The 17,049-nt window shown below is 63.2% G+C and carries 13 protein-coding genes; 5 read left to right on the top strand and 8 right to left on the bottom strand.

Features of this window, described 5'->3' with window-relative positions; genetic code table 11:
* Positions 1-40: 40 nt before the first annotated feature.
* The 4 genes from ACK8CP_RS00425 to ACK8CP_RS00410 all read right to left on the bottom strand — a co-directional run bounded on the left by ACK8CP_RS00425 (position 41) and on the right by ACK8CP_RS00410 (position 4,313).
* On the bottom strand, positions 41-1,159 hold the full coding sequence (locus ACK8CP_RS00425) for an ABC transporter ATP-binding protein (RefSeq protein ID WP_414832963.1): 1,119 nt from the start codon (positions 1,157-1,159) through the stop codon (positions 41-43).
* A gap of 2 nt (positions 1,160-1,161) precedes the next feature.
* Positions 1,162-2,046: a carbohydrate ABC transporter permease gene (locus tag ACK8CP_RS00420; protein ID WP_092810207.1), complete on the bottom strand. Its 885-nt coding sequence runs from the start codon at positions 2,044-2,046 to the stop codon at positions 1,162-1,164.
* Entirely contained in the window at positions 2,043-2,942 is a 900-nt protein-coding gene (locus tag ACK8CP_RS00415) for a carbohydrate ABC transporter permease (protein ID WP_307155679.1), read from the bottom strand. Before ACK8CP_RS00415 ends, ACK8CP_RS00420 begins: the two co-directional genes overlap by 4 nt.
* Before the next feature lie 108 nt (positions 2,943-3,050).
* Positions 3,051-4,313: an ABC transporter substrate-binding protein gene (locus ACK8CP_RS00410; RefSeq protein ID WP_234628856.1), complete on the bottom strand. Its 1,263-nt coding sequence runs from the start codon at positions 4,311-4,313 to the stop codon at positions 3,051-3,053.
* Between the two features lie 178 nt (positions 4,314-4,491).
* Here ACK8CP_RS00410 and ACK8CP_RS00405 point away from each other — a divergent pair, with 178 nt between their 5' ends.
* Both ACK8CP_RS00405 and ACK8CP_RS00400 read left to right on the top strand, forming a co-directional pair.
* Positions 4,492-5,574: a LacI family transcriptional regulator gene (locus ACK8CP_RS00405; RefSeq protein WP_170130501.1), complete on the top strand. Its 1,083-nt coding sequence runs from the start codon at positions 4,492-4,494 to the stop codon at positions 5,572-5,574.
* A 30-nt stretch (positions 5,575-5,604) separates the two neighbouring features.
* Entirely contained in the window at positions 5,605-6,321 is a 717-nt protein-coding gene (locus ACK8CP_RS00400) for a D-lyxose/D-mannose family sugar isomerase (RefSeq protein WP_414832962.1), read from the top strand.
* A gap of 10 nt (positions 6,322-6,331) precedes the next feature.
* Here the strand turns inward: ACK8CP_RS00400 and mgrA are convergent, their stop codons facing one another.
* Entirely contained in the window at positions 6,332-7,369 is a 1,038-nt protein-coding gene (mgrA, locus tag ACK8CP_RS00395) for an L-glyceraldehyde 3-phosphate reductase (protein ID WP_414832961.1), read from the bottom strand.
* A gap of 259 nt (positions 7,370-7,628) precedes the next feature.
* Here mgrA and ACK8CP_RS00390 point away from each other — a divergent pair, with 259 nt between their 5' ends.
* Complete coding sequence (locus tag ACK8CP_RS00390) at positions 7,629-9,200, top strand: AAA family ATPase (protein ID WP_414832960.1); 1,572 nt, start codon at positions 7,629-7,631, stop codon at positions 9,198-9,200.
* A gap of 8 nt (positions 9,201-9,208) precedes the next feature.
* Here ACK8CP_RS00390 and ACK8CP_RS00385 read toward each other — a convergent pair whose 3' ends face one another.
* Positions 9,209-10,192 (bottom strand): zinc-dependent alcohol dehydrogenase family protein, encoded by a 984-nt coding sequence (locus ACK8CP_RS00385; RefSeq protein ID WP_414834308.1) that lies wholly within the window; start codon positions 10,190-10,192, stop codon positions 9,209-9,211.
* Positions 10,193-10,341: 149 nt separating this feature from the next.
* Here ACK8CP_RS00385 and ACK8CP_RS00380 point away from each other — a divergent pair, with 149 nt between their 5' ends.
* The gene (locus ACK8CP_RS00380; protein ID WP_234628860.1) at positions 10,342-13,101 is read left to right on the top strand and encodes a bifunctional acetate--CoA ligase family protein/GNAT family N-acetyltransferase; all 2,760 of its coding nucleotides are present in this window, start codon (positions 10,342-10,344) and stop codon (positions 13,099-13,101) included.
* A gap of 96 nt (positions 13,102-13,197) precedes the next feature.
* Here the strand turns inward: ACK8CP_RS00380 and bchJ are convergent, their stop codons facing one another.
* Complete coding sequence (bchJ, locus tag ACK8CP_RS00375) at positions 13,198-13,818, bottom strand: bacteriochlorophyll 4-vinyl reductase (RefSeq protein ID WP_234628861.1); 621 nt, start codon at positions 13,816-13,818, stop codon at positions 13,198-13,200.
* A 57-nt stretch (positions 13,819-13,875) separates the two neighbouring features.
* Positions 13,876-15,645, bottom strand: coding sequence for a magnesium-protoporphyrin IX monomethyl ester anaerobic oxidative cyclase (bchE, locus tag ACK8CP_RS00370; protein ID WP_234628862.1), 1,770 nt, complete (start codon positions 15,643-15,645; stop codon positions 13,876-13,878).
* A gap of 393 nt (positions 15,646-16,038) precedes the next feature.
* Here bchE and ACK8CP_RS00365 point away from each other — a divergent pair, with 393 nt between their 5' ends.
* Positions 16,039-17,049 carry an NAD-dependent epimerase gene (locus tag ACK8CP_RS00365; RefSeq protein ID WP_414832959.1) on the top strand — a complete coding sequence of 337 codons (1,011 nt, stop codon included), beginning with the start codon at positions 16,039-16,041 and terminating at the stop codon, positions 17,047-17,049.

Below are 17,049 nucleotides of genomic sequence, written 5' to 3'. Positions count from 1 at the left end.
AATCCGAGTTTCGGCGCGGAGCGCCTCAAGCGGCCCCTTGTCAGGCGATGCGGGTACCGTCCTGCGGATCGAAAAACACGGAACGCATCATGTTGAAGGCGAGCTTCACCTGCCCGTCTTCTTCGATCGGGCTGTTGGCCCGAAGCCGCGCTGTGAACTCCTTGCCGCCGAGATGCGTGACGACATAGGTGTCGGCGCCCGTCGGCTCCACTATCTCCGCCCGGCAGGTCGCCTCCACGAGGTGGCCCGCCTTCTGGTCGGCAGCGTCCGGATCCGTCACCGCTTCCGGACGGATGCCGAAAGTGATGGTGCGGCCCACCCAATCTCCGAGCTGATCGGCCAAGCCTTCCCGCACCGGCAGGAAGAGCGCGCCGTTTGAGCGCTGCTTCAACGAGACACCGATCGCCCCGTCCTGCTTCTGCACTTCGGCGGGAACGAGGTTCATCGCCGGCGAGCCCATAAAATCCGCCACGAAGAGATTGGACGGATTGTTGTAGACTTCTTCCGGCGAGCCGAATTGCTGCAACACGCCATCCTTCAGGATTGCAATCGTGCTCGCGAGTGTCATCGCCTCGATCTGATCGTGCGTCACGTAGACGATGGTGGTCCCGAGCGTCGCATGAAGCCGTTTGATCTCCATACGCATGTCGACGCGCAGCTTGGCGTCGAGGTTCGACAGCGGCTCGTCGAACAGGAAGACCTGCGGTTTGCGCACCAGCGCCCGTCCCATGGCGACGCGCTGGCGCTGACCGCCGGAAAGCTGACCCGGACGGCGATTGAGAAGCTTCTCGATCTGCAGCATCTCCGCCACTTCCTGGATCGCCCGGTCGCGCTCGTCTTTGGGGACGCCCCGCATTTCCAGGCCGAAGGCAAGGTTTTTTGCCACCGACATGTTCGGGTAGAGCGCATAGGACTGGAACACCATGGCGATGTCCCGCTCCGACGGTTTGAGCTCGTTGACACGCTCGCCGGCGATGCGGATCTCGCCCTTCGTCACGCTTTCGAGCCCCGCAATCGTATTGAGGAGCGTCGACTTTCCGCAGCCGGAGGGACCGACGAGCACGAGGAAGTCCCCCTCCTCCACGGCAAGATCGATGCCCTTCAGAACGTCGGTCTGGCCGAAGGATTTGTAGAGACCGTCGATTTCAAGAAACGCCATGTTCAGCCCTTCACAGCGCCGGCCATCAGCCCGCGCACGAAATAACGCCCCGACACGATGTAGACGACGAGCGTCGGCAGAGCGGCCAGCACGGCGCCGGCGAAGTGAACGTTGTATTCCTTCACGCCGGTGGACGAGCTGACGAGGTTGTTGAGCGCCACCGTCATCGGTTGCGAATCGAAGTCAGAGAACGAGGCTCCGAAGAGGAAGTCGTTCCAGATATTGGTGAATTGCCAGATGATCGTAACGACGATGATCGGCCCGGAACTCGGCAAGAGAATGCGCCAGAAGATACGGAAGAAGCCCGCCCCGTCGACCTGAGCGGAGCGGATGAGCTCCGTTGGGAACGCCGCGTAATAATTCCGGAAGAAGAGCGTCGTGAAGCCGAGCCCGTAGACCACATGCACGAGGACGAGACCGGGAACCGTGCCGGCGATGCCGAGCGTGCCGAGCACCTTCGCCATCGGAATGAGCACGATCTGGAACGGGATGAAGCAGGAGAAAAGTATCAGCCCGAAGACGATGGAATCGCCCTTGAACCGGTACTTGGTCAAGACGTAGCCGTTGATCGCACCGAGAACCATCGAGATGGTAACGGCCGGGATCACCATCAGGAACGAATTGACGAAATAGGGTTTGAGCCCGGTCGCCTGCACGCCCACCTGCGCCTCGCTCCATGCCGAAAGCCAGGGTTGAAGCGTCCAGTGCTGCGGCGGCGCGATGAGATTGCCTGAGCGGATCTCATCGAGCGGCTTGACCGAATTCAAAAGCATGATGACGAGCGGCAGGAGATAATAGACCGCAAAGACGATCAGCACCGCGTAGAGGATCGCCCGTCCGAAGACAGAGCCCGACCCCAGCTGCGGGCCTTCGGTTGCCGTGCTCATTGCTCTCGCTCCGTCGACAGCTCGCTGTAGAGATAAGGCACGATGATGGACGCGACCATCATCAGCATCACCACCGCGGAGGCCGCACCGACGGCCATCTGGCTGCGCGTGAAGGTGTAGGAATACATGAACGTCGCAGGCAGCTCCGTCGCACGCCCTGGCCCGCCATTGGTGAGCGCGATGACGAGGTCGTAGGATTTGATCGCCATATGGGCGAGGACGACGAAGGCCGACAGAAAGGCCGGCCGCAGCATCGGAATGATGATCCTCCGATAGAGCTGCCAGGGCCCCGCCCCGTCGATCTGGGCGGCACGCATGATTTCCGTGTCGATCCCCCGAAGGCCCGCCAGGAACATCGCCATGACGAAGCCCGACGATTGCCAGACGGCCGCAATCACGACGGTGTAGATCGCCATTTCGCGGTCTTTGATCCAGCCGAAATGGAAACTCGTCCAGCCGAGCGCATGCATGGTGTGGTCGAGCCCGATGCCGGGATCGAGGAACCATTTCCACGCTGTGCCGGTGACGATGAAGGAGAGCGCCATCGGATAGAGATAGATCGGCCGCAAAACGCCCTCGCCGCGGATCTTCTGGTCGAGAAGAATGGCGAGCAGCAGGCCGAGTACGCAACAGATGACGATGTAGAGAGACCCGAAGATCGCGAGATTCTTGAGCGCGATCCACCAGTTCGGCAGGTCGAATAGTTTGACGTAATTGCCGAGGCCGATGAAGTCGAAGCGCGGCAGAAGCGTCGAGCTCGTCATCGACAGATAGACGGTGAAGATGATGAAGCCGTAGACGAAGAGCACGATGACGGCAAAGCTCGGCGCGAGAACGATGCGCGGCAGCCAGTCCTGCAGGCCGCGCCGGAACGCGCTCGATCGGCGCGGACGCACAAGCGGCTCCGTAGCGGTGGTAGAAGTCGCGGTCACTGGGGCGCCCTCAACGCTGAAGATGATGGGAAGCCCCGGCCTGAGTCGGCCGGGGCGAGATCATCAGAAGCGTCAGCGGGCCGACGCAACGGCGTCGACGAGAGCCTGAACGGCCTCCTCGGACGTGTACTCGCCGTTGAAATGTGCCGTGACGACGTCGAAGACGGCGTTCTTCACCGCAGACGGCGCGCCATAGCCATGCGCGAGCGAACCATAGAGGTGGTTGTTCTCATTGGCCTCGGCGAGCTGCTTCATGCCTTTCTGAGCGCAGGCATCGAACTCGTCCGGCGCCACGTCGGTGCGCGCCGGCACGGAACCCTTCACCTTATTGAAGGCGATCTGGAATTCCGGCGACATGACGGCGGAAGCGAGCTTCAGCTGCGCGTCGCGCTTGTCTTCGCCCACCTTGAACATCACGAACTGGTCGGAATTGAAGAGAACCGAGCCTTCCGTTCCCGGGAAGCGCTGGCAGAGGAAATCCTCACCCGGCTTCATGTCGGCGCGCAGGAACTCGCCCTTCGCCCAGTCGCCCATGAACTGCACCGCGGCCTTGCCGTTGATGACCATGGCGGTGGCGAGGTTCCAGTCGCGACCGGAGAAGTTCGGATCGACATAGTCGTGAAGCTTCGTCATCCGATCGAAGACCTGCTTCATCGTATCGGAGCCGAGCGTCTCTTCGTCGAAATCGTTGAGCGCTTTCTTGTAGAAGTCCGGACCGCCGGTGGCGAGCACGACGGCCTCGAACACGGTCGCGTCCTGCCAGGGCTGACCGCCATAAGCCACCGGCGTGTAGCCGGCTTCCTTGATCTTATCGAGAACCTCGATCAGCTGATCCCAGTCCTTGATGTCGCCTTCGACGCCGACTTCGTCGAAGATCTTCTTGTTGGCCCACATCCAGTTCGTCGAATGCACGTCGACCGGGGCGGCGATCCACTGGCCTTCGCTGTTCTTGGAGAATTTCTGCAGAGCGGTCGGAACGACGTTGTCCCAGTTTTCCTTCGACGCAAGATCGGAAAGGTCCGCGACCACGCCCTGGTCGGCCCATTCGGTGATGTCGTAGCCAAGCATCTGCACGGCGGTCGGCGCATTGCCCGAAGTGACGCGCGAGCGCAGCACGGTCATCGCCTGGACACCCGAGCCGCCGGCCACAGGCATGTCTTCCCAGGTGACGCCTTCTTCTTCGAGCTGTTTCTTCAGAACGTTGAGCGCTGCAGCTTCACCGCCGGCGGTCCACCAATGCAGCACTTCCACGGTCTCTTGAGCCGCAGCACTTCCGACAAACAACGCCGCGCCAGTGGCAAGGCCAGCGAACGTCGATACGAATTTCTTGTACATGAGTTGGAAAACCTCCCGAATAATCCACCGTCGTGTGGCTTCCGGCCGATTGCTCGAACCGACCGCGGCGGTAGTCCAATCTGTAACGTTACAGATCGCCGCAAGTCAAACGCTACAAGCCGTTTGCAGAAGCGGGAATGCGCGGCATAGGATGCCACCCCCATCAGGAGGCGAAAACATGCCGCCGAAGCGGCCCGAGTTCCGAAAGATCAGCGATAACAAGAAACAAGACAGCTTTGCGCGCCCCACTTTGCGCACTTTGGCGGAGCTGACAGGGCTTGGTGTCACGACGGTTTCGCGCGCCTTGAAGGATGCTCCGGAACTTTCGGTTGAGACCAAGGCCAGAGTGCGCGCTCTGGCTGAGGAGATCGGCTACAGACCCGACCGGGCGGGGATCCGTCTGCGCACCGGCAAGACCCTCGTCATCGCTCTCGTCCTCGATCAAAGCGACGCGATCGCCGAATTCGCCCGCCGCATGATCTTCGGCATTTCGGAGATTTTGCGCGACACGCCCTACCATCTCGTCGTCTTTCCACAGGTGATGGGCAGCGACCCGATGGAGCCGATCACCTATATCGCGGAGACGGCAGCCGCAGATGGCGTGATCTTCACCCATACGCGGCCGCAGGATCCGCGCGTGAAGCTCCTTTTGGAGCGCGGCATGCCTTTCGTCACGCACGGCAGGACTCGGCTCGGCCATCCGCATCCCTTCCATGATTTCGACAACGAGACTTTTGCACGGCTCGCCGTGGAGCACCTCGTCGCGCGCGGCCGCAAGCGGCTTGCGCTCGTCACGCCGCGCCCGGAATTCACCTATGCGGAGTTCATGCTGAAAGGCTTCCGGGAAGCGGCAGACCGCGCCCGGGTCCAGCATGACCTGATGCCGGGGCTCGATCTCGATTCAAGGTCGCAGGCGTTCCGCAAGGCGGCAATGCGGCTTGGCGAGGCGGAGAACCCCTTCGATGGCTTCATCTGCGCCAGCGAAACCCGCTCGGTTGCGCTGATGGCGGGCCTCAACGACGCCGGCCGCGTCGTCGGGCGCGATGTCGATGTGGTCGCCAAGGAAACCTCGGATCTCCTCGACAACGTCTGGCCGCCGATCGATTCCTTTTGCGAAGACCTGGTCCTCGCCGGCAAGGAGCTTGCGAGCTTCCTGCTCGCACGCATGCGCGGAGCGCCGGTGGACACCCTCACCTCGCTCGCCACTCCGGGCTTCCGCCAGCGCACCGGCCGGCCCTGTGCCGGAAAGCACACACTTTGATCAAAGCCTAAGCACTCCTCAGAGGCACCCATGCGACGCTCAGACATCAACGCCATCATCAGGCAGTCGGACGAATTCATCCGCTCTTTCGGCTTTCTGCTTCCGCCCTTTGCCTATTGGCGCCCGAAGGAAATGCAGGCGCGCTTGAGCGAGATCGAAGGCATCGTCTCCGGCCGCCTCGGCTGGGACATCACCGATTATGGCGGCGGCGATTTCGACAAGCTCGGGCTTTTCCTCTTCACCGTCAGAAACGGCGATACGGCCGATCTCGCCCGCGGCCGCGGCATGCTCTATGCAGAAAAGATCATGATCTCGCGGCGCGATCAGATCTCTCCGATGCATCGCCACGTGATCAAGGCGGAAGACATCATCAACCGCGGCGGCGGCACGCTGGCACTCGAGCTGTTTGCCTCCGATCCGGACGGCGACATCGACCAGGAAGCCGAAGTGCTGGTCGCCACCGACGGGATCTGGCGACGCCTGCCGGCGGGCGGCACATTGCTGCTACAACCGGGAGAAAGCGTCACCTTGCGGCCTGGCATGTGGCACGCCTTCTGGGCGGAAGGCAAAGACACGCTCATCGGCGAAGTCTCGACCGTCAACGACGACCTGACGGACAATATTTTTCGCGATCCCGTCAGCCGCTTTTCAACGATCGAGGAGGACGAGGAGCCGTTGCACCTCCTCGTCTCCGATTATCCGGCGTGGCTGGAAAACGCCTCGGGCCGGGCGGTCGCCGGCTCGTAAGCGCGGTCTCTCACCGCTCCGCCGAGCGCGCCCAAAGATTGACCCCACCTTCGACGGCATAGCGGTCGATGTCGGCGAGCTCCTGCTGTGAGAATTTGCGTTTTTCGAGCGCGTCGACGAGCTCGCTCACCTGTTCGGGCCGGCTCGCGCCGATCAGCGCCGTCGTCACCCGCGGGTCGCGCAAAACCCAGGAGATCGCCATCTGCGCCAGGCTCTGGCCGCGACGCTGGGCGATCTCGTTGAGGCCGCGGATACGGCTCAGATTGTCGTCGCTCAAGAAGTCGGAAGAGAGGGTCTTGTCTTGTGCGGCACGGCTCTCCTTCGGCACGCCGCCGAGATATTTGTTGGTCAGCATGCCCTGGGCGAGCGGCGAGAAGACGATCGTACCCATGCCCTCGCCCTGCAGCGTGTCGAGAAGACCGTCCTCCTCGATCCAGCGGTTGATGAGCGAGTAGCTCGGCTGATGGATGAGGCAGGGCACGCGCATCTCGCGCAGGATGGCGACCGCCTCGCGCGTCCGCTCCGAATTGTAAGAAGACAGCCCGACATAAAGCGCCTTGCCCTGCTGGACGGCCGAGGCGAGCGCTCCCATCGTTTCCTCGAGTGGCGTTTCCGGATCGAAACGGTGCGAGTAGAAGATATCGACATAGTCGAGTCCGAGGCGCTTCAGGCTCTGATCGAGGCTCGACAGAAGGTATTTGCGGCTTCCCCATTCGCCATAGGGCCCGGGCCACATGCGGTAGCCCGCCTTTGTGGAGATGACGAGCTCGTGGCGGTGCGCGGCGAAATCGCTTTTCAGCATCCACCCAAAGAACACTTCCGCAGCACCCGGCGGCGGGCCGTAATTGTTGGCGAGGTCGAAATGGGTGATGCCCTGATCGAAGGCCGTCCGGCAGATCGCCCGCGCCACGTCCTCGCGCGCGTCTTCACCAAAATTGTGCCAAAGGCCGAGCGACAGGGCCGGCAGCAGAAGCCCGCTCTTGCCGCAGCGGTTATATGTCATGTCTTCGTAGCGGTTCGGCGCGGGCCGGTAGCTTGCGCTCGTCATCACCTCTCCCCTCGTGTCTCCAGTCGACGCGGGCTCCTGAAAAACCTCTTCGGCTTGGAGCCCCGTCGCGATCGTCGTGAAGGACATAGCGCATGGTCGGAGCGGACAACACCCGCAGCACGTCCAAGGCGCGGCCATAGCTTCCTTACGAAATTGAGACGCGAAAAGGATGACCCTGCGAAAGCCCCGCGATATGAGGGGCCGGGATGATCGGCGCCTGACGGGCTGCGCCGGCTGGAACGCAAAGAGCGGGAACGGAATGAACAAGAACAGCGACTTGCCGGCACATGTCGTGGAAGATCAAAGCGCCGTCTTCGCCTTCCTTGCCGATCCCGTGACCCACGGCCTTAAAAACGAAATCAAGCGCATCGACACGCATGGCGCGGTCGTTTTCCTTGCCGGCGACGACGTCTACAAGCTGAAGCGCGCCGTCAAATTCCCCTTCATGGATTACTCCACGCTCGCATTGCGCAAGACCGCCTGCGAGCGGGAAATCGCCGTCAACAAGGAAGCCGCACCGGACATCTATCTCGGCATCGTGGCGATCACCCGTGATGGCGACGCGCTGACGCTCGGAGGCGACGGTGAGCCCATCGAATGGGCGGTCCATATGCGCCGCTTCGACGAGACGAAGACCCTCGATCTCATCGCCGAAAAGGAGGGACTCCCCCAGGAGCTGTTGAAGTCTCTCGTCAGAGAAATCCTCGCCGCCCATGAGCGCGCTCCCAGGCGCGACACCGGTCCGGCGATCGCCTCCCTCGCCTCCTATCTCGAGCAGAACAGCGAGGCCTATGCCGAAAATCCCGAGCTGTATCCGCAGGACCGCGCCGCCGCTCTGACCGAGGCCTCGAAAATGGCTCTCGCCGCGCTCACGCCGCTCCTCCAGGCACGCGGAGAGGCCGGCTTCGTGCGCCGCTGTCACGGCGATCTGCATCTGCGCAACATCGTCCTGATTGCGGACAAGCCGACGATCTTCGACGCGGTCGAATTCGACGAAGCGATCGCAACAGGCGACGTCCTCTACGACCTCGCCTTCCTCCTCATGGATTTGTGGGAGCGCGGCCTCCACCGCGAAGCGAACACCGTCATGAACCGCTATCTGTGGGGCAGCGATGCGTCCGAGATCGACGGGCTCGCGGCCCTGCCCTTGTTTCTCTCCATCCGCGCCACCATCCGCTCCAAGGTCATCGCCGCCGCGCTTCCTCACCTCGACGGGGAGGAAAAAGCGGCGAAGGCAGCCGAGGCACGCCGGTATTTTACTGCCGCAGAAGCGTTCCTTAAGCCGGTACGGCCACGCCTCGTGGCGATCGGCGGGCTTTCAGGCTCCGGCAAAACGACGCTTGCCGCGCGCATCGCGCCGCAATTCGGCCGCGCGCCGGGAGCGGTGCATCTTCGAAGCGATATCGAGCGCAAGCGCCTCGCCGGCGTCGGCGAGACGGAGCGTCTGCCGGACAGCGCGTATGCGTCGAATTTCACCGCCCGCGTCTTCGACACGCTCTGGCACAAGGCGGAGCGTGCCTTGAAGGCCGGCGCGAGCGTCATCGTCGATGCCGTCCACGCGACACCGGCGGAGCGGCGACAGGTGGAGATCGTCGCCCGGGACAATGGCGCCGATTTCGCGGGCCTGTGGCTCGAGGCACCCATCGAGACCCTAATCGACCGCGTCCGCTATCGCAACAACGACGCTTCCGACGCCACGGCCGAAATCGTCCGCCGCCAGACGGGCTACGAGATCGGCGAGATCGCCTGGCCGCGCCTCACCGTGACGGGAAGCGTGGACGATTCCGTTGCCCGAGCCCTGAAAACTCTCGGCTTCTCCGCCGATCGATGACGCCCCGCTCAAGGGATCAGGACGGCAGCCCCGGTGAGTGCCCCCGATCGTAAGTCCGCAAGAGCGTCATTGGCTCTGTCCAACGGATAGGAAGCCGTCGTCGTTCGCACCGGCACCTCGGGCGCCAGCGCCAGGAATTCATCGCCGTCGGCGCGTGTGAGATTGGCGACCGAGCGGACGACACGCTCGCCCCACAAGAGTTCGTAGGGAAAGCTCGGAATGTCGCTCATATGGATGCCGCCGCAGACGACGACCCCACCTTTCTTCACCGCCTTCAAGGCTGCAGGAACAAGCGCGCCTACCGGGGCGAAGATGATGGCCGCATCGAGTTCGTCCGGGGGCTGATCGGAGGAATCACCGGCCCACACGGCACCGAGCTCGCCCGCAAAAGCCTGCGCTTTGAGATCCCCCCGTCGGGTGAAGGCATAGACCGAGCGTCCCTGGTGGCGGGCCACCTGCGCCACGATATGCGCGGCCGCGCCAAAGCCATAAAGGCCGAGACGTTCGGCCTCTCCCGCCATCCTGAGGCAGCGATGACCGATGAGCCCGGCGCACAGAAGCGGCGCCATCTCCGCATCCGCTCCCCACTCGCCGAGAGGAAAGACGAAATGCGCATCGGCCACGCAGAACTCGGCATAACCGCCATCGATCGTGTAGCCGGTGAAGCCCGGACGGTCGCAGAGGTTCTCCTGTCCCGAACGACAATAGACGCAAGTTCCGCAGGTGTGGCCGAGCCAGGGAACACCGACGCGATCGCCCTCTTTGAACCCGCTGACATTCCCCCCGCACGCCGCCACACGGCCAACGATTTCGTGACCGGGAATGAGCGGCAGTTTGGGGTTTTGGAGCTCCCCATCGACCACATGCAGATCGGTTCGGCACACCCCGCAGGCGGAAATCTCAATCAGCACCTCGCCGGGTCCTGGCCTTGGGCGTGCAAGATCCTTTAAAAGGAGAGGAGCGCCGGGCCGCTCCAAAACCATTGCGCGCATCGTCGCCGTCATGATCACCCTCCGCCATCCGGTGGAAAATGCTGCACCGCGGTAAATTTCACGTTGTTGCCACTCTCTGGCTTGACGCCGGTCAAAGCCGCGCCTCGTTAGGAGCATAGAACGGCAGCGCATCCGCAAGGAACATTTCCATGACCATCCGCAACCTGGACAAGGCCTTCGCACCGACTTCGGTCGCTCTTATCGGTGCAACGCCCCGCCCTGGCTCCGTCGGGGCCAAAGTGCTCGCCAATCTCCACAGCGCTGGCTTCAAGGGCCCGATCTGGACCGTCAATCCGAAATATCCCTCGATCGACGGCGAACGCTGCTTCCCCTCGATCAAGGATCTGCCCGACGCACCCGACCTCGCCATCATCGCAACGCCGCCGGAGGCCGTGCCCGGCCTGATCACAGAGCTCGGCGAAAAGGGCACCCGCGCCGCCGTCGTGCTGACGGCCGGCATCGAGGAAGGCAACGGCCTGATGCAGGCCATGCTCGACGCGGCCCGGCCTTACACCCTGCGCATCATCGGCCCGAACTGCTTTGGCATCTTCCTGCCGCATATCGGGCTCAACGCCAGCTTCTCGCACATTTCGCCGCGTCCGGGCCGCCTTGCTTTATTGTCGCAATCCGGGGCCATCGCCTCCTCGATCATCGACTGGGCGGGCAACCACGCCATCGGCTTCTCGAAGATCATCACGCTCGGCAATATGGGCGACGTCGATGTCGGCGACTGCCTCAACCAGCTTGCGACGGATCGCGATACGACGGCGATCCTGATGTATCTGGAAACCGTCCCGCACGGTCGGAAATTCATGTCCGCCGCCCGCGCCGCCTCGCGCGCCAAGCCGATCGTCGTCGTCAAGGCCGGCCGTCACGCGGCCGCAGCCAAGGCTGCCCTCACCCACACCGGAGCGATCTCCGGCGCCGATGCGGTTGCCGACGCCGCCTTCCGCCGCGCCGGTCTTTTGCGGGTCGGGCAGATCGAACAGCTCTTCGACGCCGCAGAAACCCTGACGCGCCTCAAGCCAACCAAGAGCCGGCGCGTCGCCATCGTCACCAATGGTGGCGGCGTGGGCGTGCTCGCCGTCGACCAGCTGATGGATGAGGGTGGCGTCCTCGCCGAATTGTCCCCGGAGACGATCGAGGAACTCGACAAGGTGATGCCGCCGACCTGGTCGCGCACCAACCCGATGGACTTGATCGGCGACGCCCCTCCCGAGCGCTATGTGGCGGCGACGGAAGCAGCGCTGGCCGACCCGAACGTCGATGCGCTTCTCGTACTCAATTGCCCGACCGCACTTTCCTCCGCCGATGGCGCGGCCGAAGCCGTCATCTCGACCGTCAAAGCCGACCGTGCCCGGCATCCCTATCCCAAGCCGGTTCTGACCTGCTGGCTCGGGGGCGAGACGGTGATGAAGGCACGCGAGAGGCTACGGGCAGCGGGCGTCGCGACCTTCCTCAGCCCCTCGGACGCGATCCGCAGCGTCGGCTACCTGACCGACTGGCACAAGGCTCAGGCCCTGTTGATGCGCACGCCACCGAGCTTGCCGGATGATTTCACCTGGGACGCCGAGCGCGCCCGGGCCGTCATGGTGAAGGCGGCGGAAGAAGGCCGCAGCGTCCTGACCGAGCCGGAAGCCAAGGAGGTTCTCGCGGCCTTCGGCATTCCGATCGTCAAAACGGTGATCGCTCGTACGATCGAAGAGGTCGAAGAGACGGCGCGGGAGCTCCTGCGCGATCACAAGGCGGTCGTCGTGAAGCTCCTGTCTGCGGAAATCACGCACAAATCCGATGTCGGCGGCGTCGTCCTCAACCTTTCGACGCCCGAAGAAGCCGTCAACGCCGTGCGCATCATCACCAAGCGGGTCGAACGTAGCCGGCCCGACGCGCATATCGAGGGCTTCACCGTGCAGCCGATGATCCGTCGCACGGCGGCGCATGAACTGATCGTCGGCATCGGCAACGACCCGTTGTTCGGCCCGACGATCGTCTTCGGCGCCGGCGGAACGGCCGTCGAAGTCATTGCCGACAGCGCCACCGGCCTGCCACCGCTCGATCGCAACCTTGCCCGCGATCTCATCGAGCAGACCCGCATCTCACGCCTTCTCGACGGCTATCGGGACATTCCCCCCGCCGACATGAATGCGCTGGAGCTGAGCCTCATCCGCCTCTCGCAGATGGCGGTCGACCTGCCCTCGATCACGTCGCTCGACATCAACCCGCTTCTCGCTTCGAGCGACGGGGTGGTGGCGCTCGATGCGCGCGTCGCCTTCGATCCCAAGCAGGTGCACAAATCCGGGCCCAACCGCGACATGGCGATCCGGCCGTATCCGAGCGGCTGGGACAGCACGGCGGATCTCGCCAGCGGCGCCAGCGTGATCCTGCGGCCTCTGATGCCGACGGACGTGCATCTCTACCCGGAATTCCTCGGCAAATTGTCGCCCGAGGACATCCGCATGCGCTTCCTCGCGCCGCTGAAGACCCTGCCGGAAGAGATGGTCGCAAGGCTCACCCAGATCGACTATGCGCGCGACATGGCCTTCGTCGCACTCGATCCGGAATCGGGCGAGCTTCTCGGCGTCTCGCGACTTGCCGCAGATCCCGATCATGTCGAGGCCGAATATGCGGTGACCGTCCGAAGCGACATGAAGGGGCGCGGCATCGGCTGGCTGTTGATGAAGCAGATCATCGAATATGCGGCAGCCGATGGCATCGAGCGGCTTTACGGCGTCATCCTGCCGGAGAACCATACGATGCTGTCGATGTGTCGGGAGCTTGGCTTCGTCGCCGTCTCGAGCCCCGAAGCCGACGGCCTGCGCCATGTGGTCATTCATCTTGAGGCCCCTGCCTCCGAGGAAGAGGCGGAAGCCTCCGTCGGATCGCAGCGCCCGCGGCTGATCCCGTCCTAAACGGGTTTTCAAAGTCGAACGGAAACGGGCGCCTCGAGGGGCGCCCGTTTTCATTTTGCCTGATCGGATTTTTCCGCCCGAGGTGATCTCGGGGGCTTAGCGCCAGCGCAAGTCGAAGACGACGCGCGGCTGGAAGCCCTCGCCCTCGCGCCGCACGACAGCCCGCGTTCCGCGGTGGACGAGGCTGCGGAAAAGCTCCTGGAAACAGCCACTGTAATAGGCAAGGAGTACGGCGTCGGTCGGCGTTCCCCGCACCGGCCCGCCTGCGATCGACACAACGACCGGATGGCTCGGCACGAAGGTGACGGCACCGCTGCCGACGAAGGTCCACGCATGGCGCCGGATCGCCGCCAGGAATAGCCGTGCCCTGAGCCAGGGCGGCAGAAACGGCATGATGCGCTGGAAAGGCTTCGGAATGCGGCGCGCCAGAAGATAGGTCGCGGTCAATTCTCCGGCGCGGAAGGCGGCGTCCTCGGCCTCTTGCGGGGCGAGAACGGCGAGCGCCGCATCATGGAGGCGCATCACCTCCCGCTCATCGACCATTTCGGTCGGCTGAGCATCGAGATAATGCAAAAGGCCCGCCTGAGCGAACACGCTCTGGCAGGCCTCTCGCCCCACAATGGCGTTCAACGCCTCATCCATGCGGATGATGGCATTGGGTCCAATTCGCGCGGCCGGTTGAGACGGGACGTGATCCGCAGCCGAAACCGCGCTCACGTCCCGCTCTCGCCCCCCGACTCGCGTCGGCTCGTCGGTCACGGCCATAGCCGCGCCCTAATGCACTGTCGCCCGCGGCTTCTCCACCTCGGCCGGAGCGGGATTGGATGAGGTGATCGCCTCATCGTAATCGTCTCCATCCTCCGGCAATCCCTTCGGAGCACCGCAAGCGCTGACGGCGGCCGGCGTCATCACCGCCTCGTCGTACTGATCGCCCTCGTCGATCTCCTCGGCATGACCGTTGGCACCATTGGCGCCGTTCACACCGTTGGCGGCGACCTCTGCAGGAACCCGCTTCTTCTTCAGTTTGCGTGGCGGCGGCGCGCTCTTCAGATCGGCAAGCTGGCGCCGATCGAGCGTGCGGGTCTCGTCGAAACCGAAATCGACTTTCTTCTTCGACTGCGGACCCCAGTAATTCACACGACCGAGATCGTAGAACTCACGCCGCATGCCCGACCGCATGAAGGCCTTCAGGCAGCCCATCATGTAACGCCGCAAGGTCTTGTCGCGGATCCACGGATAGTGGAACAGCATCTTGCGCATGTAGAAGCGGCGGTAATTGTGCATGACACGATCGAGCAGGGTCGCCCGATCCATCGCCGCCGGCTTCACGATCGGCGTGACGAAGTTGTACTTCTCGTAGTCGAAGATCTCGACCTTATCGCCGAGTTCCTGGAAAAGATCGGCAAACGGCCACGGCGTGTACATGGACCAGTTGGCCATCTCCGCGCCCCAGTCGATCACCATGCGGTAGGTCTCTTCCAGCGTCTCCGGCGTCTCGTTGTCGAGACCGACGATGAACTGCGCCTCCGCCATGATGCCGTTCTTCTTGAGAAGCTGAACGGCACGCTTGTTCTGTGCGACCGTGGTCTCCTTATTGAAAAGATCGAGCTTCAGCTGCGCAGCGGCTTCCGTGCCGAGAGACACGTGGATGAGGCCGGCCTTGCGATAGAGCGGCAGAAGCTTCTCGTCGCGGATGACGTCGGTAACGCGCGTGTTGATGCCCCACAGAACCGGCAGGTCGCGCTTCACCATCTCTTCGCAGAAGCGGATGAACTTCTTGCGGTGAATGGTGGGCTCTTCGTCGGCCAGGATGAAGAATCCGACCCCGTGGTTGCGCACCAGATCCTCGATCTCGTCGACCACCTTGAGCGGGTCGCGGACACGGTAGTTGCGCCAGAATTTCCACTGCGAGCAGAACGAGCAGGTGAAGGGGCAGCCGCGCGCAAAGTTCGGCACGGCGACGCGCGTGTTGAGCGGGATATAGATATACTTTTCCCAGTCGAGCACGCTCCAGTCCGGCTTGATCGTGTCGACATCGGCGATCGGCGGCTCGGCCGGCGTCGCGACGACCTGATCGCCGTCGCTATAGGCGATGCCGAGAACCTTCGACCGCGCTTCCGTCCAGTCGCCGCTTTGAAGCGCCTTCATCACATTGACGATGACGGCCTCGCCCTCACCCCGGATGATGGCGTCGATCCACGGCGCCTCGGTCAGGACCTGGCGATACATGAAGCTCGCATGCACGCCGCCGATGATAGTCAACGCGTTCGGATGCTCTTCCTTCGCGATCTGAAGGACACGCTCGGCCTTATAGATGGACGGCGTGATCGAGGTGGCGCCGACGACGTCCGGCTTCTCCTCGCGGATGATACGTCTGAGCTCCTCATCCTCGATACGGTCGGTCATCGCATCAATGAAACGGATATCGGTAAAACCGGCCGTTTTCAGAGCGCCCGCCAGATAAGCAACCCATGCGGGTGGCCAGTTACCTGCGATCTCCGCGCCACCAGAATGGTAGTTCGGATGAATCATGAGAATGCGCATCGATTCCGTCTCCGGGAGAGGTCGCTTGACAGTTTCCATTGTAAGGTCTGCGTGACACTTCACTTTGATGTCGATCAAATGACACGCAGAGCGGGCTTTCTTGCACCCACTTGAAGGTCGGTCTGGACGTGGTCGCACGTATCTGTCGCGCGGAATTGACACTGTTTCGGCGGCCGCGCGAGAGGCGGAAGCGCCGCAGCCTTGCGGTAAGTCGCCGCGCATCGAGACCTCTTCGGACCCGGTGGCTCTTTGCCTGCCGCACGCCCGGTGTTAGGAGCCGGAGCTCCGGCACCCGCGATCGAAGACCCGTCCCATGCTTTCCTGTGCCCCGGCCCAAGGCCGCGCTTTCGCAGTTCCGCTCGCCGTCCCCGCCATGAGACGGGGGTGTGTACGATGAAAGTGCTCGTCACCGGCGCCGCCGGCTTCATCGGCTTCCACACGGCGCAGCGTCTTCTCGCCCGCGGCGATACGGTGATCGGCGTCGACAATCTCAACGATTATTACGACGTGACCTTGAAAGAAGCGCGGCTTGCCCGGCTTGAGGCCGAGCCCGGCTTTCGCTTTTGCCGCCTCGATCTCGCCGATCGCGAAGGCAGTGCCACGCTCTTCGCCGAGGAGCGGCCGGACCGCGTCGTCCATCTGGCGGCCCAGGCGGGCGTGCGATACGGCCTCACCAATCCGCACGCCTATGCGGACGCCAATCTCGTCGGCTTCCTCAATGTCCTCGAAGGCTGCCGCCACAATGGCGTCGTCCATCTCGCCTTCGCCTCGTCGAGCTCCGTTTATGGCGCCAACACGGCGATGCCGTTCAGCGTCGCCCAGAACGTCGATCATCCGCTCAGCCTGTATGCCGCGACGAAGAAGGCGAATGAGCTGATGGCGCATTCCTATGCGCATCTCTACCGCCTGCCGGTGACCGGCTTGCGCTTCTTCACCGTCTACGGCCCATGGGGTCGCCCGGATATGTCCCTCTTCCTGTTCACGCGAAAAATCCTCGCCGGCGAGCCGATCGAGATCTTCAACAACGGCCACCATTCCCGGGATTTCACCTATATCGACGACATCGTCGAAGGCGTGGTGCGGGTGCTCGATCATGCGGCCGAGCCGGACGGGGAATGGGACGGCGCCGCGCCGAACCCCGCCTCCTCCTCGGCACCATACCGGCTCTACAACATCGGCAACAATCAGCCGGTCGAGCTCATGGATTTCATCGCCGCGATCGAAGAGGCGCTCGGCCGCAAGGCGGAAAAGATCTTCCTGCCGATGCAGCCTGGCGATGTGCCGACCACTTACGCCGATATCGAGGCGCTCGCCGACGATCTCGGCTATCGGCCGACGACGCCGATCAAGGAAGGCATCGCCCGTTTCATCGCCTGGTACCGCGATTTCTACGCCCAAGCCTGA

Origin of the sequence: Afifella sp. YEN Y35 (genome assembly GCF_047553465.1) — a bacterium.
In the GTDB taxonomy this organism is placed as follows: Bacteria; Pseudomonadota; Alphaproteobacteria; order Rhizobiales; family Afifellaceae; genus Afifella; species Afifella aestuarii.
The sequence above is the reverse complement of the archived record's forward strand: the minus strand, read 5'-3'. Positions and strand labels throughout refer to the sequence as shown.